Consider the following 22,041-nt stretch of genomic DNA (forward strand, 5'->3'; position numbering starts at 1 on the left):
CTAGGCCTTCCTTTGCTCGTCTGTGGAATTGGTGGCAACCAGCGTGTAGGCAGGTTCATCTACCTTCAGAGCTTCATCGAACAGATGAGCTAGCTCAACAGCATCCGGCAACAAGATCACCCATGATGGCGTCGCCGTACTGTCTCCTGCGCGGAAGGTGGATCCCTGCAATTCAACCCGAATGCAGCCACTATTCTCTAATGCTCGCAGAAGATCCTCGATGCGCGTATCCATGTCGACCGCTGCCATGCTCGGCAGCAGTTCGAGCAGTTCATCCAGCCGTGCGGCGGAAGCCGAGGAGAGCCGCTGCTTCGCCAGTAAAGGAGATCTGAGCCAATACAAGGCACGATTCAATTGCGGACGCGCCAAAGTGGACTCGGCTTCGCGAATAAGTGCGAGCACAAATCCAGCGTACTGCGCCTCACCAAGACTCTGAATTACCCCATCCGACGAGTAGCTGGTTTCCGGTTGAACGCCTGGAGCCGGCACCAGTAAGCTCTCATACGGAACACTCTTCTCATCAGCCAAGGTCATTCGATCGAACGCATGAAGTACGAGGTGCTGTGTCCGGTATTGTGCAACCGCATTGTCCTCGTGACGGATCCCTTCGCTGGAAGCATGCGTCATACGGAACTCACCGTACTGTTTGAGCTCGTTGTTCTTGAGCACGCGAAAGGTTTCGCTGGGATAGTCGTCGCTCATGACGTCGGCAGGGTCGAGGATATAGCGCAGTTCGGCACGGTCGAGGCCGTAGAGACGGGCGTAATACGCGTCGAGCTCGGCACGAAGCTGAGCGCGGCGCTCGGGGTTCCAGGCGAAGGGGGCACCGCTATAGTCGAGGTCGGCGGCCCATGGGGCGAGGTCGTGGGCGGTGTAAGTCAGCTCCAGCACGCGTGGGACGATGAATGCGAGGTCCGCTTCGGTATAGCGGTCAGGTGGCAAAACTGGAATCTGCTTCTTAACGTGGTATTTCAGGTGTGTGCCTCCAACCTTCTGCCGCGCTAAGTAGTCATGTACGAGGGAACACTGATCCGCAAGCAAGCAGGCAAGGCGGCCTCCAAGCGTGCGGTCGGGATGCATCAGCAACAACGTGTCGCCAGCACCGACTCTCGGAATCACTGACGCAATCACCGTGCGCTCGTTGGTGGCGTTAGTGATGTCGCGCCAGCCCATCAGCCAGTGTGGGCTTCGCCGATCCATCCAGCCATCCAGTTCAACGAGCAGGGCTTTGGTGTCCCCGGTTGCGCCGCTGCGCGACTGTGCAGCCAGAGTGGCAAGCTCAGCGTCATCCAACCGTAACTCGGCATCCTGACGCGCCCACTTAGGGAACTCGATGTAAGGCTTGCGGCGGGTGACACCCGCCTCGCGCAGAACGTGCGCGCAGGCGGGAAAGTCGGCGATAAGGCGTCGCTCCACGTGCGACACGGCCTGCGTGCACTGGGCGTCGCTGTAGTCGGCACCCGCTGCGGGCACCCCAGCCACCCGACGAAACAGCTCGCCCGCGACCCACTGCGCCACTGCCAGCCATAGCGCGGCAGTGGCATCGGGAGCGCGTTCAATGGCAATGTCAACCGCAGCCGCCGACGCGGACGGACACGCCAGCCATGCCCTGATCACGCTGCGAGGGACGTGAGCGATGCGGGCTAGCACCTCACGTTCTTCCACCCTGTAGCGCGGTTGCACGGCAAACGTGGGGTCGGCCTTGTGAACATCGTCCACATCCTGCGTCTCGACGCCACTGTTACTGGCGGGCACGTCCACGTAGGTCGCCCAACGGTGGTCGAACTGGTGGATCATTTTAGCTTCGTACAGCGGCAGCTCTGGCGAGCCCATCTGTCCCTGCGCGATGCGGAACAGACTGCTGTCGTTGGACATATCTAACATGCGCTGAAACGTGATCTTCCAGGGGTTGCGTTCGGGCTCGACGATTTGCATCTCGCCGTTAGCGCCTTGCCGTGTCACTGCATCGCGAATCAGTACCGGCGCATTTCGATACAACTTCTTGGTTAGCTCGGCATCGCGCTTGCTGCGGAACACCGGACACGTGCGGGTGTTGGGATTGATCAACGAGAGATCATCTGCGGTCAACGCGAAGCGCCTCCGACTATCCGCCAGGCTGGAAATCTGTCGAGCAAAATGCACAAACTGTGCTGAATGAATTTGACCATCTCTACCGCCGACTATAAGCAGGCAGAACTTCATCGCATGGTGAACGGCTGGAAAAATGAACTCCTCGTTTTCGAAAGAATAAATCGCGACCAGTCGGTGTCCGGAAGTAACGGCGTCGAAGAAGCGCTTCGTCGAGTCGTCGGTCGCTATGCCACTTGGAACAATTAGTCCGGCCCGGCCATTCTCCCGTATCACGTCAGCAAACAGTTCGGCAAAAAGTGCATAGGTATTGACGTCTCCCACACCCGTCAATGGATAGCGGCCGGGCATGGCATCGCTGCTGGCATGGGCAAACGCACTAGCCGCTTCCGCAGTGCGTTTAGCTTGCTCGAACGCAACAAACAGTGCCTGTTCTGAAGAACTTGGCGGCAGCATGTCATCCTCGTCACCGTCCAATGTCTGTTGCAGACGGCCATTCGACAAGAGCTTGATATGGCGTGCGCGCTCGGCCTTGTTGATCGCGTTCGCCACGAGTGGACTGCGCGAAGCGAAGAACTCTTCTTCCTGCAGTTTGATACGTTCCCATGGCGGATTGCCCAGCATCACGGCAAAGCCGCCCGCATTGGCAATCTGCGGAAACGCGATCCACCAATGCAGCACACGCGCGTGTTCGCAAGCCTCCCGCGCGGCCTGCTCCACCTCAGCCAACAGTGGCAGGTGCGCGGGCACCCGTTCACCATTGGCCACAGCCCACAAGTATTGAGATGTGGGAATGGGAGCCTTTGTATCAGTCTTCGGTAACAGAAATGCCGCCACATACAGGTCAGCCAGCCGCGCCAGGCGGCTGTCATGGGCGGCATCAGCGACCGCCTGCCAGGCGGCCTGTTTGGCGGCCACCGCATCAAGGTTATCGTCGGCGATGCGCTCGACCGCGTCGGTTCGCGCGGCGAGCTGTTCGCTGCGGAACAGGTCGCCAGTGGCAAGAGCACGCTGCCAACTTTCGCGCTCGATCTTGTTTCGCTTTTTCAATGCGGAGGCGACGAGCTTGGTGTCGCCGGTAAGCGCCGTGTAGGCATCGTCTGGCAGGCCACGGTCAATGATGGATGGGTCCAACACCCCCAGCAGCGCATCACCACACTGCAAATGGTGATCGAGGAAGCCCAATGGACGATCGGGCGTCATCGCTTCCAGCCACAGCGACATGCGTGCCAGCTCCCGTGCCATCGGGTTGAGATCGACGCCGAAGATGCAGTGGGCGATGACATCGCGCAACGCATGGCGATAGTCCTCACCGGATGGCGTGCCCTGGGCGCGCAAGCGCGCGAGATGTGTGGCCAGCCGGCGCGCGGCACCCAGCAAGAAGTGGCCACTGCCGCATGCTGGGTCGCACACGGTGATGGACAACAATGCGGCCTGTTGATCGTCGGCAGCAGTCAGGCGCTGGGCAATGACTGGCTCCAGCGCGGAGTCGAGCAGCTCCTGAACCAGTGAGTCTGGGGTGTAATAGCTACCACTTGTCTTGCGCGCGTTGCCGCGGCTTTGCTCCGCATTGGCGAAGCCAAAGCGGCGGCCGTCACCAGATATTTCGGGGACCAGTTCCAGCAGACTCTCGTACACGCTACCGAATTCTTCCGGCCCCATGTCACGCCAGTTAATGCGCACCAAGGCACCGTCACTATGCATCCAGCCCAGCTTGAGCACGGCAGCGAGCAAGGCGGCGTTGCCGAGTTCACCCGCGTCCAGATCGGCGCATTGGTCATCGGCAAACAGACCACCGAGTGCCGGCAACGCCAGCACGGGTTGACCATGGGCCAGCCCCGAGAAGACCGGTTTCAGGCTGTTCCACAGGTCGTGATGGCGATCGAAGGCTCGACGGCGACGTGAGCGCTCGCGCAAGCGCTGCAAAGAATAGCCACTGCGATAGAGCTCGATGGCATCCGGATCACTACCATCCGCATGAAGCAGGCCACGTTCCTCAATCGTCAACAGGAAAATAAGGCGATAAACTAGGCGGAGCAATTGCTGGAAGTAGGCTTGCGGCGTCAACGAACCATCGGCAAGGCGATCGCGTAAAATTTGATTGTCGGGTGCAGAGAGAAAGCCCTGACCCAGCGATTGGAGGGCTTCTTCCACCGCGCTACGTAGCTGCTCGCGGGCGCGAGTGCCCTCTTCACGGCTGGCATCGCGCCATGCTTCCAGCGCGCAGTTCTGCGGTGGTTGATCTGGCTTGCCAAAGCGGCTGGCATGGATCATTAACCACAACAGGGAAAAGTCGGCGAAGCGTTCCTCGCGGAAGATGCGCTCCAGGTCGGCCTCAATCCAGGCTGGTCGGGTCAGGCTCGCATTGTCACGGGCCAAACGCAGCACCAGGCCGTTACTGGCGATACCCCACAACGCAGGCTCGGCAGCGTTGAGGTAGTCCTGCAGTAGGCCGAACGCACTGCGTTGGCGACCACTGTCGCCAAAGCGAGGGTCGCGTGCTTCCAGCCGTTGGTCGTGCCCGGCAACCACCAGTGGCTGGCGGCCCGTAAGAGCTTGGGCAGTCAACGGGTAGTGCCGGTCATCAATGATCTCGGCAGCGCTGGTCACACCAAGATCGGTGAAGCCGAATACATCGCGCAACAAGGATGTGACGAAGCGCATGGTGACAGCGTGGGCATCATGGTTCTGCTTCAGCGCGGCAGCAAAGTCGTTCCAGTGCGCCTCGGCCATACGCCAATTGCGGCCGAGCTCGTCACGCAGGTTCAGGCCCTTGGGAATGCCGTAGTCAGCAGCGTTTTGATGCGTTGCCTGCAGCAGGGCTACCTTGCCCAGCCAATCGGCGGGTAGCAGGCCACCCTCGATGGTTATGGCATCGAAGGCGAGCTGTGGCGCGTCGCGGCGACTCACGCGCTGGCCCCCGGCAGCAGCACATAGGCTGCAACGACGTCGACCGGTTGCAAAGCCTTGACCGCATAACTGCCGCGGGCATCCGCAGCCTTACGGACACGACGGTGATCAGCAAGCAGGCGTTCGGCTTGCGCTTCGGCCAGTGCATTCAAGGCGTCATGACGTTCATTGATGGCCCGCAATGCATTGCTCATCTCCCTTTCCCGCACGCTGTCAGGTAGATCACCCAATGCCGGATCGGCCAACCATCGCAGCAACTGGTCGCCAGTCACCTCGACAACGGCATTGCGGCCCTGCCAAGCCACGGGCAACGCTTCTTCCACTAGTAGCACCTGGCTGCGCCCAGATCGGGTGATGGTCAACTGGTGACGCAGACGCAGCAGCAGGACGACGGTGATGACATCCACACTGGCACTACGCCACACGCCAATGCGACCGAGACGCGCGAACGCATTGACGTCGGTACAGCCCGCCAAGGCGCGCTCCAGCAGTTCGTCGGCTAATACGGTAACCAGCGGGTGACTGCGGTGGATGAAAGTGCAGCCAGGGGCGGTCGGCTGCTTGAAATCCACACCCACCGTAGCTTCCAGATTCTCGGCTGACAGGCGCTCACGCAAGGCAGGCGTCAGCGCGCCCAAGGGTGCATTGGCACCGCCGCGCGGACGGGGATCAAGGGCGGCACCCAGCCGCGCCAAGGCGCGGGTGACGAATCTCTGTACATCTGCGCTGTCACCGAGCACTGCCTGCATGCGTTCCCACTCGGGCACCACATCCGCTGGCCGCAAACTACGTTGAGCGAACAAGGTGCGGTTCTTCTTGGCGGTCTCGGCCAAGTCAGTCCACTTCACATCCAGTGCTCTGCCCTCATCAAGTTGGGCGTAGTCAAACAGGTCACCGGTATAGCGGCCACCTTGGCGACGCAACATCACTGCTTTCATCAGAGCTTGCGTCAACGTGTGGTCGTCATCGGGCAGTGGCACTGGGACACCCAGTTCCTTGCGGATGCTTTCAGCCTTCCGAAGGATTACCTGCAATACAGCGCCATCCACAGGGTTGTTGGCGCCGTAGAGAAGTAGCGTACGCACCACTTTGCTTTCTTGGCCGAAGCGATCGACTCGACCTTCGCGTTGTTCGTGGCGTGTTGGGTTCCAGGACAGGTCGTAGTGCACCACGGCATCGAAGTATTGCTGGAGATTGACACCCTCAGACAGACAATCGGTAGCGATCAGTAACCGATGCTCGGCGTCGCCCAGTGCCTCCACACGACGCTTTCGCTCTTCGGAGGGGAACTCGCCTGTGACCACCCCCACTTGGACTCCTTTGAATTTTCCGTCCAGCTGCTCCTTCAGATAGTTTGCGGTAGCAATGTAACGGCAGAACACCACCGGATTGAAACCATCTTCCAGGAGTGGCTTGAGGTGTTTAACCAGAAGACGCAGCTTGGGATCGCCTTTCTCACCCAGCAAAGCTTCGGCTTGAGCCAGTAGGGCACGCACAGCAGGATTGCCAGTATCCGCAGCAGGAGCGACATCATCCTCGACCAGATCATCTTCGGAACCATCAAACAACTGGGACGCGATAGCGTCTACGTTCTCGCCAGCTTGATCAGATAGAAGGCGGGTGCGCAGCGCTTGCACGGCGGCGGCCGGGCTACTGGAGACGCAGCGCATCAGTGCCAGGGTGCCCCAAAAGTTCAGACGTTGACGGCGTTCGTCCTCGCCAGATGCCGTGACTTCCGCGCAGTAGTCCAGTACCGACTCGAAAAACTGCTCCCATGCGCCGCTGAGCGCATACGTATCCTCAGCGGATTTGTGCTGTGGAAAGATGCCGCCATCGTGCCATTCGTCGATATCCGGGCGACGTCGCTGCACGAAGTGCATGGCCAATTGTTCGCGCAGAGCTTTCTTTTGCTCGCTATCTTCGGCAGCAAGCTGAGCGAATTCAGGTTTGAGCAGGGCCAGCAAATTGTAGAAAGCCTGCTGGTCACCACTGTGCGGGGTAGCGGTCAGCAGCAGCAGATGACGCTCGGCATTTTCCGATAGCGCCTTGAGCAAGTCGTAGCGCTGGTGACGGGACTGACCCGTGTTGGTGCAGGTGTGTGCTTCGTCGACAATCACCAGTTCCGGGCAGGCACGGATGAAGTCATGCCGGCGGCGATCGCTCTTGATGTAGTCCAGGCTGACCACCGTCACCGGATGCACCTTGAACAGCGACTCACCCACAGGTAGCCCGCGCTCAAGCCGTGCCGCGCTGCTGGCGGTCACCGCCACGGCATGCAAGTGGAAGCGTTGCTGAAGTTCTCCGACCCATTGTTCGACAAGGTGGGGCGGACACAACACTGTCATCCGTTCGACCTCGCCGCGATCCAAGAGTTCGCGAGCGATCAGGCCGGCCTCGATGGTCTTGCCGATACCCACATCGTCAGCGATCAGCAAGCGCACTGGATCAAGGCGCAAAGCCATCAGCAGTGGCACCAACTGATAGGTCCGCGGCTCGACCGCCAGGTTGCCGAAGCAACGGAATGGGCCAGCGCCACGACGCAAGGCCATACGCAAGGCATCCGCCAGCAAGGCAGCCTCTTCCTGGTTGCCTTCCTGCGCTGGATCCGGTGGCGGAAAGTGGGCAGAGGTGACGTCGGGCTCCAAGCCGACATGAATCAGCGCGCCATCTTCCTCGCTACCGGACAAAGGGCGAAGACGAAGCAAGGGCGACACACTGCCCGGTTGGACGATCCATTCGCGACCGCGGGCACGTACAAGGCTGCCAGGGCCAAACTGTGAAGCTACATCACTCATCAGGATTCCAAACTCACATCAAGCAACCGTGCCAAACGCTGCATGGCAGCCGCCCAAGCGCCGGTATCAGGTACAAAACGGACAAAGGTATAACCGCGATCCTCCCAGGCTGCCTGTAACTCGCGCGGGGTATCCGGCAAGGCGACGGCGGCATAGTGGTCGGGCCAGTGCAGCACACTGATGCCATCCACCTCGACACGGTTAAACGCAGGCAGCGCCAGCGCGGAAGCGTGTTGCTGCCATTGTGCAGCCCATCCAGCAACCTCGGGCTCCTTCTCAGGTATCAGTGGCGGGGGCAATGGCGCCACCAACTCCGTGCTGATTTGCGCAAGACGCCACAGGATGCGGCACGTCTCGCTGTCACGGCGGTCGATCAATGGATGGTCGGGCTGGTTGTAATAGGACAGCAGACACCGATAGCAACCAGCCACGCAAGTGGTGTCATCGACATCATGCAGTGCGTCGAAAGCAGGCAACGGAAGATCGTCGCTATCGGGAACGTTGTAATGCATGACGGCCAGAGCGCGGCGCGCCACTTGCGCCAGTACGTCCGGATCTGACGCCAAACGCGTCAGCACGCCGGCGCCACCTTCGGTTGCTTCATAGAACAGCACGCCGGATCGATGCTTGGCGTCGGGTAGCGGCTCAGCCAGTAATTCTGCCTCTTCCAACTGAAACTGCGTTTCGATACCGCGCTTCAACGCATGCTGCAAGGTCACCAGCGTAGCTTCCGACAACGCCGCCTGTGGCTGCAGCAACAGCGCATTCTTCTGGTCCTCAACATAAGGAACGATGCGCTGGGGTTGAACCTGATCAGGACTGGGTTCTGGACCATCTTCGTCGGGGCTCTTTTGCCACGAGCCCGTCCGGGGGTTAACCCAGAAGCCAAACACGGACTGGTCGCGTCGCCGGCGTAAACCTTTATTGATTCGAGTGATGGTAGCGCCCGGTCCGTAGTGCAACCGAAGTACGTCGCCCTCAGCATCGACGGCGCCCACGGTGCGTACATCGGGTATGCCGTTGCGCATATTCCACTGAAACGTGGTCTGCAACTCGAACGCCTGACGCTGGCGTTCCTCATCATTGGCAGTGATGCGCTCTGCCGGTTCGGTGTCGACGTTTTCGATGCGATACAACGCGCTGATCGTTTGCGCATCAGCCAACGCGACCCCGCAAGCATGACAAGCATTGGAATGCTGGTCGAAATGCGCAGCACCACATACTGCGCAGATACGCACGGAGCGACTTGGCAGCTGGCTGCCGTCCGCCATCGCGTCGTGACCGGATGGTGCGATGCGCACGCGCACCACGCGATAAGCACGTCCCTCGTGATAGACGAGACTACGCGGACCGAACTCGGAAAGCGCGAGAAAGCGAGGTCGTTGCAGGAAGGTGGAACCACCTCGACCATCCGCCCGACCGGGCACATAAGCCATCAATGGCAAGCGCGGGAAGTTGTAGCCCGGGAGAAAACCTTGCGTGGCGAGATACCGGTAGGTGTAGAAATCGCTGTTGCGGCTCTCACCGTTGTGCAGCAGCAGTTCGATTTGGTCGATGGCCTGACGTAGCCGGCGCTTGGCCTCATTGCGCTCACGTGGATCAGTGATGGCGTAGTTTCCCAAGGTGCCCGACGCCATCTGCTTCTGTCGTTCCGCGGCCTCGAACAAGTCACGCCAGCGTTTGAAGGCAAGGTCAAAAGCCGCGGGGGCGGCACGGATGGCAGCCTGGGCCATGGTCGCGGCTCCGGGATACCAAGGCGCACGGTCCGCGGTAAGGTGGTCTTTCAGTTGTTCAAGGACACGTTCGGAGCGTCGTTGCGCTTCCGCAGCCACCTGCGGCGCACTCAAGGCCTGCATCAATTCAGCACCTACAGGTCGACGTGGAATGCTGACGTCAAGCACGCGGGATATCGAGGATTCCAGGTGCTGGCCGCTACTGGCCAACCAGATGGCCTGAAGATGACTCTGAATCAGCTCTTGGTTTGCCAGATCAAGCATCGGCGCTCGCACCACGCCATGCACCATGGCACGGGGGTCGCGGAAGAAGTACTGGTCGTGTGGACTGCGCGCGGCGCAGTAGGTGACTACGAGAGCCGCCTGACCGCTGCGCCCTGCACGGCCGGCACGCTGCACGTAGTTGGCTGGGGTGGGCGGTACGTTGCGTAGGTACACCGCGTTCAACGCGGAGATGTCTACGCCAAGCTCCATCGTCGGCGAGCAAAACATGACTGGTAGGAAGCGACTGGATTCCCCTAACTCGCGGGCACGTAGACGACCTTCGGCTGCCAGGTATTGTTGCTCCTTCTCCTCGAAACGGAAGCGCGTCTCGCGTAGTTGCCGCAGGTCCTGCTCCACTTGCGCCGTATGCTCACGAGCCTCCAAGGCGAACAAACTGCCCGCATAGCCACCCAACACTTGTGCGATTGCGGTGTAGTGGTCGGCAAAATAGGGGTTGTATCGGATGGCACGTGGCTCGTTCTTGCCGATACCAGCGCGGAATTGGATGCGAGCCGCATTGAGTCGCAATCCGGGCATGTTGAACGGTGTCTGTTCCTGAGCCCTGATGAAGCCACCCCGTTGGGCGGCGCGAATCATGGCCTCGATCAACTCGCGATACGCATCGCGACCCAACGTGACGGCTTCCGGGTTGTTCCACAGCTTGCTTTGACGAAGCGTCTTTCCCAGTAGTGTCAACAACCCGCTGCGCAGAATCAGCTCTTCATCCTTACCACGGATGTTCTGACGATTGGGTGGGTCAAGAAACAGCCAACGCCAGCCGAGCAGGCGTTCCTCGCGCCCAATGCTCCATGGCTCGCGCAAGAAGCGCAGTGCTTCGTCACGATGTTTGGAGAGCAGTTGTGGATCAAGTGCTGCAGCGTCCACGGCCAAGCCGCGACGCATGTAGTCAAACAGAGCTTCGAAGGCTTTGCGGCGGTACTCCGGTGACGCGTCGTGCAGCAGCGGTGGTGCATCGCGAAAGAGTGCATCGTTGGCGCAGAACGCCTCAATGTCGAGGTACTCAACGGCGAGCAGGCCAAGCTCTTCCAAGTTGGGATTGGTGTAACGCCATCCTCGACGCTGGTCGTACCAAGTGCGATAGGCAAGAACAAACCGCAGCGTGTCTTCAGCAGTCTTCAAGTCGACGCCATGTAGTGCCGGCTCCTGAAGCCATTCAGCACGATGGCTGCTTGCCGGATCCACGCCAGTTGCCAAGACTTTGTCGAACCCCAGTGCCGTGCGCACACTAGTTCCGATGTCGCTATCGGTGAGTCCTTTGTCCGACGCCAACTGCAACGCACGATATACCGCACCGCGTAATATGCTGACGAAAATGGAGTCGTTGAAATGCCCGGCCTGCAAGGCAGCATCCTGCCGATTATCTGTGAAGCCCAGTAATTTACGTTTGTTCACCGCAATACTGCCGGCTTGCTCGTGCATCCAACGCACGACACTGGACGTCAATAGCGTGGTCGCTGAGCTACGTCCCTCTGCCGACAACGCAGCCAGCCTGTTATTGTCCTTGCCTTGCGCACCATGGCTTTCACCACAATTCACACATAGTCGAAACTTGCCAGGCAAGAACCACGCGGGAGCACCTGAACCAAGTTGACCATCAGGCGACACTGTGATGGACTCGGGGCGTAGGGCAGCGTACGACTTGCGCAAACGCAACTCACCACGCCGGGTGATCTCAAACCAGGATTCCGGCAGCTCGTCATCGTTTCCGCCAAATTTCAAGGATTGAGACACCATTGTCACGAAGCCTTGCCGCTCGCCGCTGGAATCAGCGTCGGCGTCGCTTACGTCATCCCCATCCGTTTGCTGCCGCACAGGCATGTCGTCGATGTCGCGCGCTAGCAACATGGACGGATTGCTGTCGCGCTGCCAACGCACTGGGTGGTATTCCTGACCACAGTTCCGACAAAAGTAAGTGGCATAGAGTCGCTTGGTTGGATCGGCCGGCAAATACTGCTGACCTTCCAACTCGACGGGACGATGTCCGGGTGCCTCCAACGTGGTGTAGACCGTACCCGCGCCGCTAATAAACTGATGAAGGCGGAAAGCGAAGAAGGCCTTCTCGCCGCCACCTTTGCGGCCTGGACGCTCACACTCAGGTGTCGCCGCGATTAACAACAATTGCTGCAACGCTTGGCGGCAAACGGCCAGCGGCTGACCAGACTCCTGTTGGAGTTGTTCGCTCGCCTGCCTTTCGGTTAAGGGCCGTGCACGCTCCCATTTACCCCCCTCGGCGCGAGTGATACCCAACCGTGTTTCCACCCAGATGGCGAGGGGATGCATGTGCAGCTCGGCATCACTAATGCTCTCTGGAACTGGGACGTCTATAGCTGCCGACAACTGCGCCCGCACTGAATCGGCGGTACGGCTTGGATCCGTCGCTCGCTCCAGGTCTTCTGTGATGATGTTGAACGCTGGTATGGAGGTGGCAAACAAGGTGGAAGCGACTTCGGCCACCTTGGCATTGCGTTCTTGCGAAGTACCGCCGCTGGCCATCGTTGCTGATGTACCTATGCACTGCAGGCCATCTGGCGCAAGGCGCTCACGAACGCGCCGAACCAGCATGGCGACGTCGGCACCTTGACGCCCACGATAGGTGTGAAGCTCATCCAGAACGAGGAACTGCAGTCCTTCACAATTTTCGATGACCTTGCGGTCAAGCTCGCCCTGCCGGGTCATCAGCAGTTCGAGCATCATGAAGTTGGTCAGAAGAATATCTGGGGGGCTCTGCTTGATTCGCTCGCGCTCCTCGGCAGACTCCTGGCCGGTGTAGCGAGCAAAGCTGACAGGACCGGCCTGACCGATGAACTTGTCGAGTTCCTCACGCTGACTATTGGCCAGCGCATTCATTGGGTAGATAACGATGGCGCGGGTGCGTGGTGTTGGGTCTTGTTGCCGAGCTCTTAGGATCGCGTCCGTGATAGGCAAGAAGAAACACAGGGACTTGCCGGAACCGGTGCCCGTGGTAACGACGAAGCTGTCGCCCTTTGCCGCATGGGCAATGGCTTGTTCCTGATGCTGGTAGAGCGGAATGTCGAAACATCTGCCGGCCTGCGCGATCAGTTCGTTGCTGGCTACCAGCTCGCTGGTGTGGCGACCTGCTGCGTAACGAGGATTGATCTGGATCAGCGGATCGGGCCAGTAACGCCCACTGGCATATTCAGCCTCGACACCTTTTTTAATGTCGGTGGCAAGAATGTCAGTGAATGAGCGGGCGAACGCGCTGTAGTCGCCTACTAGCCGCTGTCGAAGCGAAAAAACATCCATTCAGAGCTCCCCCTGCTCTCCATCGTTGCCCTACGATCCTGGCAACACTCACCAGCGACCACCTGCGGCAACCACCACTGTCCTTCAAGTGTATACGCCAGATACACGCAAACCATCCAAGTAATCCGCCCACGCCTGCATGATCTTCCGACGCTCAGGCAGATGCTGGGCCTTGTTGTACACACCAGCCACTCCTGGCTCCTTGTGAGATAGCTGACGTTCCAGGGCTTCGGGGTTCCATCCCAACTCCCCCAACAACGTTCGCGCCATGTGGCGGAATCCGTGCCCCGTGATGATGCCTTTGTAACCGATGCGAGCCAGCGCCGCGTTTACTGCGCCATCTGACATATGGCGCTTGGGGTCGCGGGCCCCCGGAAACAAATAGCGCCCATGGCCCGTCAACTGGCGCAGTTCGCGAAGTATCTCCAGCGCCTGTCGACTCAAAGGCACGATATGCGGCGGCGTGGAGGGATTTTCCTTGGCCGCCTTCTTCAGCTTTCGATTCATGGGCGGCACCGTGTAAGACGGGTGCTCGCCATCCAAGTCAAAGTGCGTCCACTCCGCCATGCGTATCTCGCCCGGCCGACAGAACCACAGAGGGGCCAACTTCAAGGCGCACTGCACGGGGAGAGTGCCCGTAAAACCATCGATGGCACGCATCAACTCACCCACACGTTTAGGGTCGGTGATCGTCGGATGATTCTGGGGATTACGGCTCGGCAAGGTGTCGCGCAGGTCCGCCGCAGGATCGCGACTAGCTCGCTCAGTGGCGATGGCAAATCGAAACACCCGGCTGAGTTGATGGCGCAGGCGATGAGCCTGTTCGATGTGCCCCTGCTTGATCAGGTAAGCAAACAACGGGCGAACCTCTGCCACCCCTATGTCCGCGACGGGTAGGGCACCGATTCTGGGGAAAGCGTGATTTTCCAATCGTCCGCATTCCTTGGCGAACTGGCTGGCTGTCCATTCAGGCTTCTTCACCGCCAGCCATTCGCGAGCGACAACCTCGAAACTATTGGCGGCGCGATCCATGCCGGCAGCCTTTTCGGCCTTGCGTTGCACGCCGGGATCGACACCCTGGGCGAGCAGCTTACGTGCGGCATCGCGCCTTTCGCGTGCATCGGCCAAACCGGTGTCGGGATAGGTGCCAAGGGATAGCCGCTTCTCCTTGCCCCCAAACCGGTACTTGAGTCGCCACCACTTGCCCCCGGATGGAGCGACCTCAAGGTACAGGCCCCCACTGTCGAACAGCCGCTGCGGCTTATCGGCGGGCTTGGCTTTGCGAACAGTGGCATCGGAAAGCGCCATGGGGGCAACTCTCTAGAGGCATCAGTACCTGCCCCCAATATTGCCCCTTGTTGCCCCCGGATTACAATGGACGCGACTGGACACGACCGGAGACCACAAACCCGCCAATGCCTTGTCCTGCCTGAGTCTATAAGGCAAACCTGGAGGGGAATGGAGGGGAATGGATGCTGATTTGGTGGCTATGGGTGGACTCGAACCACCGACCTCGGCATTATGAGTGCCACGCTCTAACCAGCTGAGCTACATAGCCATGGGGAAACCCGCCATGCCGAATCGGAACGATGCGGGCGGGGCGCGGCAGTGTAGTCGTGTAGCACGGCCGGTTCAAGTCGGGCGCTTGCTGCCGCTTCGCGCGCTGTGGTTGAATCGGGTGCAGGACTGGGTTCGGTCTTGCCGGCGATCTTCGCCATAGGCTCCAGGAGGCGACATGATTGATGTTGATGGCTATCGTCCGAATGTAGGCATCGTTCTGCTGAATGCAGACGGCCAGCTGTTCTGGGCGCGCCGGATCAATCGTGATGGCTGGCAGTTTCCGCAGGGCGGCATGCGCTCGGACGAAACGCCGCTGGAAGCGATGTACCGCGAACTGGAAGAAGAAACCGGATTGACCGCGCACCATGTGGAAGTCATCACCGCGACCCACGGCTGGCTGCGTTACCGCCTGCCCAATCGCTACGTGCGCCACCACCAGCGCCCTACCTGCATCGGCCAGAAGCAGGTCTGGTTTCTGCTCAAGCTGGTCGGCGGCGAGGATGCTCTCAAGCTGGATGCCTGTGACAAGCCGGAATTCGATCTCTGGCGCTGGGTCGACTTCTGGTACCCGGCGGCGCACGTCGTCAACTTCAAGCGGCAGGTATACGAACGGGCGCTGCGCCACTTCGCACCCTTGGTGGAGAACCTGTGCAGCGTCGAACTCGGCACGCTGCCGCCACGGAATGCTGCCGAAACTCCCCCGACCGCGCCGCATGGCGGTCGCGAGGCCGCCTGAACAGATGCCTCGGCGGTCGATGTCGGATTGTTGACAATCATTCGCATTCGCGTTCTTATACGCGCCATGTACATCTGCCTGTGCAATGCCGTCACCGACCACGACATCCGCCGCGAAGCGGCCGACGGCGTGCGTTCGTTTGCCGAACTGCAGGCGCGCACTGGCTGTTCAGACTGCTGCGGCTGTTGCGAGCAGGAAGCATGTGCCACGCTCGACCAGGCGATTTCGCTGGTGCTTTGCCAGCTGCCGCTCGCCGCAGCCTGAGCCAACTCCAGCACCTCACCGGCACCAAGTCCCTCGTACTCACGCATCTGATGCGCGGGCAACCCATTGGCGTTCGCGTTTCGTTCGCGCATGCACGGACTTTGTATAGTCGACGCTATCTGTCGAGCGGAGAAAGCCATGAAAGGTGATGCCAAGGTCATCGAGTTCCTCAACAAGGTGCTCTACAACGAACTGACCGCGATCAACCAGTACTTCCTGCATTACCGCATGCTCAAGGACTGGGGCTACACCGAGCTGGCCGAGCGCGAATACAAGGAGTCGATCGAGGAAATGAAGCATGCCGATCACCTGATCGAGCGCATCCTGTTCCTGGACGGCCTGCCGAACCTGCAGCACCTAGGCAAACTGCGCATCGGCGAGAATGTGCTGGAATCGATGCAGGGCGACCTGGATCTGGAACTGGCCGCCGTGGTCGATCTCCGGGCCGCGATCGCGCACAGCGAAGGGGTTGCCGACTACGTAAGCCGCGACCTGTTCAAAGACATCTTGCACGACGAGGAAGAGCACATCGACTGGCTGGAAACCCAGTTCAGCCTGGTCAAGGACATCGGCGCGGAGCGCTACCTGCAGAGCAAGATGCAGAGCTGAATAGGCCACGCGCGCAGCAGCGCATGGCGCCGCCGCGCGGAAACGCATACCGGTTCCTTGACGCTTTCATCACGCCGGGGCTATACCTTCGGTTTTCCCCGGGACGTCCCGCATGGCTTCACGACCACCGCCGCGTTTCGTCGTGCGTCGCCACGATGACGTCGGTCACCGGCGGCGCTGGTGGTGGCTTGGCCTCGCCTGGCTGGGCAGCCTGCTGCTGGCCGGCCTGATCGTCGGCACGTGGACCCGGCATGCGGCGCCAGCCGCCATCGACTTCCGCCAGCAGCGCGCCTTGCAAGCCCGCATCGGCGAACTCGAGCAACAGGTCGCGAACCTGCAGCGCGCCACCCAGGTCAACGACGTCGCCACTCGCTCCTTGCGCGGCACCCTGGCCCAACGCGAGGAAGAGCTCAACGGCCTGCGAGCCGACCTGGGTTTCTATGCGCGCCTGGTCGGCGGCGACGCGCAGCGGCAAGGCCTGAAGCTGCAGGAGGTGAAACTGCAGCCCATCACCGGCTCGCGCGGCTTCAATCTCACCCTCAGCCTGACCCAGAACGCGAAGCGCGGCGACGAGACCAGCGGCAACACGACGGTCAGCGTGGAAGGTTTGCGCGGCGACAAGGTAATCAGCCTGGCGTGGCCGGCGCTGAGCGACGCTTCGCAGAAAGACGGCCTGCCCTTCCACTTCATGTATTTCCAGCAATTGCACGGCACCATCATCCTGCCGGTCGATTTCCGTCCCACCCGACTGCGCATCCGTGTCCTGCCGGTCGGCGGCGAGGCGATCGACCGTGCTGTCGCATGGGGTGCCGCACTGAGCGGCAACATCACCACGGCCCAAGGGGACCACGATGCTCAACCGTAAGCGCAACGAGCGCAACCACACCAATCATGAGACCAGCCTGATCGCCCGCGGCACGGTGATCCGCGGCGACCTGCGTTTCAGCGGCACGCTGCACCTGGACGGCCGCATCGAAGGGACAGTACTGGGGGAAGGCGACGATGCCATGTTCACGCTCAGCGAGCACGGCCAGGTGCACGGCGAGATTCGCGTGCCGCAGGCGGTGATCAACGGCCACGTGACCGGCGACGTGTATGTCACCGTCCGGCTGGAGCTGGCGCCACAGGCGCGCATCGACGGCGACCTGCGTTACCACACGCTGGAGATGGCTGCCGGCGCGCAGGTCAATGGGCGTATTTCGCGTCAGGCCGAGGAAGCGCAGCGCGAGTTGCCGGCGCCGGATATAGAGCTCGACGAGGCCATGCCCGCCTGAAGCGGTATGCTTGCGCTTGTCCGTCACGCCCCCATCTAGATGACCATGGAAACTCTCGTCGCGATCCCCGATTACCGCAACAGCGGGGCGCCGCTGCTGTTCACTGCCGCTGCCGCACACAAGGTGCGCGAGCTGATTGCCGAAGAGGGCAATCCGGCCTTGAAATTGCGCGTGTACATCAGCGGCGGCGGCTGTTCGGGGTTCCAGTACGGCTTCACCTTCGACGAAGCCCAGGCCGAGGACGACTTTGCGGTCGAACGCGAGGGCGTGACCTTGCTGTGCGACCCGCTGTCGCTGCAATACCTCACCGGTGCGCAGATCGACTACGCCGAAAACCTCAGCGGCTCGCAGTTCGTCATCAGCAACCCGAACGCCAAGACCACCTGCGGCTGCGGCTCCTCGTTCTCCACCTGAGCGGATCGTTCCATGGATCGGGCCAAGCTGCCGCCTCCCAATACTTTCGCCGGGCTCAGCCTGATCCTCGACCGGATCGCCGAGCGGCGCGATGAATCCGCGTGGATAGCCGAACAGGCGCGCTCGACCGACGCGCGCTACCTGCTGCTGGATGCGGCCGGCGAAGCGTTCATGCACCGCGATCGCGAAGCGCTGCGTTGGCTCGATACCCATGAGCGTGCGCAATGGCTGGCCGACGTACCGTCGACGCTGCTGGGCATCGCCGATCAGCGGCCGCATTTTCTGCTGGCGCTGGATGATACCCACCGCATCGGCGAACTCGAGAACGCGTTCGACGCGCGCCGCATGAACCTGCGCAGCGCCGGCCTGCAGTTGGCGGCGGGCGAGGCGGGCCTGTTCGCCTACGCCAAGGGCCTGGCGCACTGGCAACGCGAGACGCGCTATTGCGCCCGCTGCGGTGCGCCGCTGCAACTGGTCGCCGCCGGACATCGCGCGCTATGCACCAACCCGGACTGCGCGCGCCTGCATTTCCCGCGCACCGATGCCGCCGTCATCATGCTGGTCGAACACGACGGCGCCTGCCTGCTGGGACGCCAGGCCGGCTGGCCGCCCGGGCGTTATTCGACGCTGGCAGGCTTCGTCGAGCCGGGCGAATCGCTGGAAGACGCGGTGCGCCGCGAAGTGGCCGAGGAAGCCGGCGTCATCGTGGATGAAGTGCACTATCACTCCTCGCAGCCGTGGCCGATGCCGGCCTCGCTGATGGTCGGCTTCATCGCCACCGCGGTGTCGCGCCGCATCGACATGCGCGATCACGAACTGGAAGACGCTCGCTGGTTCACGCCGCAGCAGATCGTCGACGGCATCGCCGAAGGCAGCTTCGTGCCATCCACCGCGCTGTCCGTGTCGTATCGGTTGCTGGCGTACTGGCTGCAGCAACGCGCCGGGCTGGATCTGGATGAGCTGGCCGCGGCCGGCCCTTCGGGCTGATCCCGGTCCGGCACGGCCGCCCGTCGCGCTCATCGAGGCCGGCCTGCGGAATGAGCGATCCCTCGCATACAATGCACCGACTGCTCGCGAGTTGATTCCGTCATGGCCATCAGTCTGCTTACTGCCCTCATCGCCCTTGGCCTGCTGCATGTCATGCCGCAGCTCGCACGCTGGCGCGGCGACAGCCTGTTTCGCCGCTGGGTGACGCAACTGGCGGACACCAGCGGCAGCGGTCGCGTGGTACTGACCCTGCTGCTGCCGGCGGTGTTGTGTGCGCTGATGTGGTGGTTACTCGGCCACACCCCGCTGGGTGGATTGCCGCAACTGCTGTTTGCGCTGGCTGTCTTGCTTTACTGCCTCGGTCCGCGCGAATTCGAAGCCGACCTGGAAGCGATTCTGGGGGCTCCGGATGAGGTCAGCCGCGAGGCCGCGGCGCAGACGCTGGCCGACGATGGCTCTCCGATTGCATGGAACGCACCGGCTCTGGGCGTGGCGATCGCCTACGCCGCGTTGCGCCGACGATTCGCCGTGCTGCTGTGGTTCTTCCTGCTCGGCCCGGTCGGCGCGCTGTTGTACCGGCTGGCGCAGACGCTGGCACGCAATGACTCGTTGCAACTGGACCCGGGCGGCCGCAGCGCGGCCCATTACGTGGCCAATGCACTGGACTGGCTGCCGGCCCAGCTGCTGACTTTCACACTGGCGGTCGTCGGCCACTGGGACGCCGTGATCGGCGCCTGGCGGCGCTGGCACAACCAGGCCGCGCCCACCAGCTGGTACAGCAGCGAGCCGGGCTTTCTTGGTGCCGCGGCGCAGGCCGACGTACTGATCGACATCGAGGCCGGTGACGGTTATGCCGAGGAACACAGCGATCCGTTGGGGGAACTGTTGCGCCTGCGCAGCGCCTTGCTGCGCGCGTTGCTGGCGTGGTTGAGCGTGGTGGCGCTGATCGTGATCGGCGGCTGGCTCAGCTGAGAGCTCGAACGGCGCTACGCCAGTTCACCGCGCAGCTCGCGCACCCGCGCCTCCAGTGTCGTCGCCGTAACGTGCTCCGGCGTCAACGGCGCATCGACCACCCATTCCACCCTCGCTCGGAAACGCCGCGGCAGGCGTGCCCGACGCAACATCGAGTCGCGCCGGCTCCACACGCTACCCCACAGGCCGCGTAGCGCCATCGGTATCACCGGCACCGGCCGGCGCGCCAGGATCTTTTCGACACCTGCACGAAACGGCGCGATTTCCCCGTCGCCGGTCAGCCCGCCTTCCGGAAAGATGCAGACCACCTCGCCGGCGGCCAGCGCCTCGTCGATCGCGTCATAAGCTTGTTGCAGCACCGCCGGATCTTCCTTGTAACCCGCGATCGGGATCGCCTTGGCGGTGCGGAACACGAAATGCAGCAGCGGGATGTTGAAAATCTTGTAATACATCACGAAGCGCACCGGCCGTCGCAGGTTCGCCATCAGCAACAGCGGATCCAAGAAGCTGACGTGGTTGCACACCAGCAGCGCCGCCCCCTCTTCGGGAACGTTTTGCACGCCGTCCACGCGCACCCGATACAGCGTGTTCACCAGCACCCAGGTGATGAAGCGCATGATGAACTCGGGCACCAGAGTGAAGATGTACCAGGCCACCAGCACATTGAGCAGTGAGGCGGCGAGAAAGATCTGCGATGCATCCATGCCGAGCGCGCCCAACCCCAGGCCGAAGCCGGCGGCCAGCACGATCAGCAGCGCGTTCAAGATGTTGGTGCCGGCGATGATCCTCGACAGCTTCTCGCTCGGCGCACGTGCCTGCACGAAAGCGAACAACGGCACCACATAGAAACCGGCGAACACGCCGATCAGAGTGAGGTCGAGCGCTATGCGCCAGCTGCCCGCCGCCCGCAGGAACGCCAGCCAGTCCAGCCCACGAGCTGACGCCATGCCGTGCCTCGTGAAGTACAAGTCGACGCCGAACGCGGTCAACCCGAATGCGCCTAGCGGCACCAGTCCGATCTCCACCCGCCGGCCCGACATCCGCTCGCACAGCAGGGCACCGACACCGGTGCCGATCGAGAACAAGGTCAGCACCAGCGTGTTGACCGAACCGTCGCCGCCCAGCGTCTCGCGCGTGTAGATCGGCAACTGCGCGATCAGCACCGTGCCGAAGAACCAGAACCAGGAAATGCCCAGCACCGCGTTGAACACCGCGCGGTCGGCGCGGGTGATCGCCAGCACGCGCGCGGTTTCGCTGAAAGGGTTCCAGTTGAAAGTGAGCTCCGGCGCAGTCGCCGGCGCAGACGGAATCCGACGACTGATCAGGTAGCCGGTGACTGCCACCGCAATCGTGGCGCCCGACGCCAGCAACGGTCCGACCCCGGCCACGAGCATCAGCGAGTTGCCAGCGATCATGCCTACCAGCATCGCCATCTGCGTCCCCATCTCCACCAGGCCGTTGCCGCCGACCAGTTCTTCCGGCTTCAGCGCCTGCGGCAGGATCGCGTATTTGATCGGCCCGAACGTGGCCGAATGCATGCCCATCATGAACAGCACGATCAACAGCAGCGTCGTATGGTGCGTATAGAAGCCGTACGCGGCCAACATCATTGCGCCGATCTCGAACAGCTTCACGTAACGGATGATCCGGCTCTTCTCGTACTTCTCGGCCAGCTGGCCGGCGGTGGCGGAGAACAGAAAGAACGGGATGATGAACAGCGCCGGCGCCAGGTTGGTATAGAGCGACACGGTGTGGTCGGCCAGCCCCATCTGGAACGCCACCAGCATCACCAGAGCATTGCGAAATGCATTGTCGTTGAACGCGCCCAGCGCCTGGGTCCAGAAGAACGGCGCAAAGCGCCGCTTGCCCAGCAGTGCGAATTGGCTCATGCGGTATGCTTGAAAAGGAGTGGTCGCGTCGATCCGTCAGGCTTCATTGTCCGAGGGGATTATTGTCATGGAGAAGTGTTTGGCACAACGGGAGCTGCGGATACTGAAGCGGCCGTCTTTCGCGGCTCGCGGGTTCTTGCCGGCGTTCAAGACGCCGTTGTGCGGTTGGCGGTAAGTGATCTTTTGACGGACCACCCGCGATACCCGCCGACAACGTGCGCGGCGATCGGGTTCTCTATAGCCCGCTACTCCATTCGCACT

General features: G+C 61.5%; 13 protein-coding genes and 1 tRNA gene. 8 read left to right on the forward strand and 6 right to left on the reverse strand.

Annotated features, from left to right (window positions below; all coding sequences use genetic code 11):
• The 5 genes from ACFPPB_RS18310 to ACFPPB_RS18330 all read right to left on the reverse strand — a co-directional run bounded on the left by ACFPPB_RS18310 (position 1) and on the right by ACFPPB_RS18330 (position 14,633).
• The gene (locus ACFPPB_RS18310; RefSeq protein WP_377329757.1) at positions 1–4,998 is read right to left on the reverse strand and encodes an Eco57I restriction-modification methylase domain-containing protein; all 4,998 of its coding nucleotides are present in this window, start codon (positions 4,996–4,998) and stop codon (positions 1–3) included.
• A complete protein-coding gene (locus ACFPPB_RS18315) occupies positions 4,995–7,793 on the reverse strand; it encodes a helicase-related protein (RefSeq protein ID WP_377329759.1) in 2,799 nt (932 codons plus the stop codon). The genes ACFPPB_RS18310 and ACFPPB_RS18315 overlap by 4 nt, the downstream gene beginning before the upstream one ends.
• Entirely contained in the window at positions 7,793–13,075 is a 5,283-nt protein-coding gene (locus tag ACFPPB_RS18320; protein WP_377329761.1) for a DEAD/DEAH box helicase, read from the reverse strand. Before ACFPPB_RS18320 ends, ACFPPB_RS18315 begins: the two co-directional genes overlap by 1 nt.
• A gap of 84 nt (positions 13,076–13,159) precedes the next feature.
• Positions 13,160–14,383, reverse strand: coding sequence for a tyrosine-type recombinase/integrase (locus ACFPPB_RS18325; protein ID WP_377329763.1), 1,224 nt, complete (start codon positions 14,381–14,383; stop codon positions 13,160–13,162).
• Positions 14,384–14,556: 173 nt separating this feature from the next.
• Positions 14,557–14,633: transfer RNA gene (locus ACFPPB_RS18330), tRNA-Met, on the reverse strand.
• 177 nt (positions 14,634–14,810) lie between these two features.
• On the opposite strand from ACFPPB_RS18330, the gene ACFPPB_RS18335 reads away from it, so the two are divergent.
• The 8 genes from ACFPPB_RS18335 to ampE all read left to right on the forward strand — a co-directional run bounded on the left by ACFPPB_RS18335 (position 14,811) and on the right by ampE (position 19,891).
• On the forward strand, positions 14,811–15,371 hold the full coding sequence (locus ACFPPB_RS18335) for an RNA pyrophosphohydrolase (protein WP_377329765.1): 561 nt from the start codon (positions 14,811–14,813) through the stop codon (positions 15,369–15,371).
• 57 nt (positions 15,372–15,428) lie between these two features.
• Entirely contained in the window at positions 15,429–15,635 is a 207-nt protein-coding gene (locus tag ACFPPB_RS18340) for a (2Fe-2S)-binding protein (protein WP_377329791.1), read from the forward strand.
• A 138-nt stretch (positions 15,636–15,773) separates the two neighbouring features.
• A complete protein-coding gene (gene bfr / locus ACFPPB_RS18345; protein WP_377329767.1) occupies positions 15,774–16,244 on the forward strand; it encodes a bacterioferritin in 471 nt (156 codons plus the stop codon).
• A gap of 112 nt (positions 16,245–16,356) precedes the next feature.
• Positions 16,357–17,109 (forward strand): DUF6776 family protein, encoded by a 753-nt coding sequence (locus tag ACFPPB_RS18350; protein WP_377329769.1) that lies wholly within the window; start codon positions 16,357–16,359, stop codon positions 17,107–17,109.
• Complete coding sequence (locus ACFPPB_RS18355; RefSeq protein WP_377329771.1) at positions 17,096–17,518, forward strand: bactofilin family protein; 423 nt, start codon at positions 17,096–17,098, stop codon at positions 17,516–17,518. The genes ACFPPB_RS18350 and ACFPPB_RS18355 overlap by 14 nt, the downstream gene beginning before the upstream one ends.
• Before the next feature lie 45 nt (positions 17,519–17,563).
• A complete protein-coding gene (erpA, locus tag ACFPPB_RS18360) occupies positions 17,564–17,932 on the forward strand; it encodes an iron-sulfur cluster insertion protein ErpA (RefSeq protein WP_377329772.1) in 369 nt (122 codons plus the stop codon).
• Positions 17,933–17,944: 12 nt separating this feature from the next.
• The gene (nudC, locus tag ACFPPB_RS18365; protein ID WP_377329774.1) at positions 17,945–18,919 is read left to right on the forward strand and encodes an NAD(+) diphosphatase; all 975 of its coding nucleotides are present in this window, start codon (positions 17,945–17,947) and stop codon (positions 18,917–18,919) included.
• Positions 18,920–19,021: 102 nt separating this feature from the next.
• Positions 19,022–19,891, forward strand: coding sequence for a regulatory signaling modulator protein AmpE (ampE, locus tag ACFPPB_RS18370; RefSeq protein ID WP_377329776.1), 870 nt, complete (start codon positions 19,022–19,024; stop codon positions 19,889–19,891).
• Between the two features lie 14 nt (positions 19,892–19,905).
• Here ampE and ACFPPB_RS18375 read toward each other — a convergent pair whose 3' ends face one another.
• Positions 19,906–21,780 carry an MFS transporter gene (locus tag ACFPPB_RS18375; protein WP_377329778.1) on the reverse strand — a complete coding sequence of 625 codons (1,875 nt, stop codon included), beginning with the start codon at positions 21,778–21,780 and terminating at the stop codon, positions 19,906–19,908.
• Between the last annotated feature and the right edge of the window lie 261 nt (positions 21,781–22,041).

It is taken from the genome of Rhodanobacter terrae (genome assembly GCF_042657005.1).
GTDB lineage: Bacteria > Pseudomonadota > Gammaproteobacteria > Xanthomonadales > Rhodanobacteraceae > Rhodanobacter > Rhodanobacter terrae.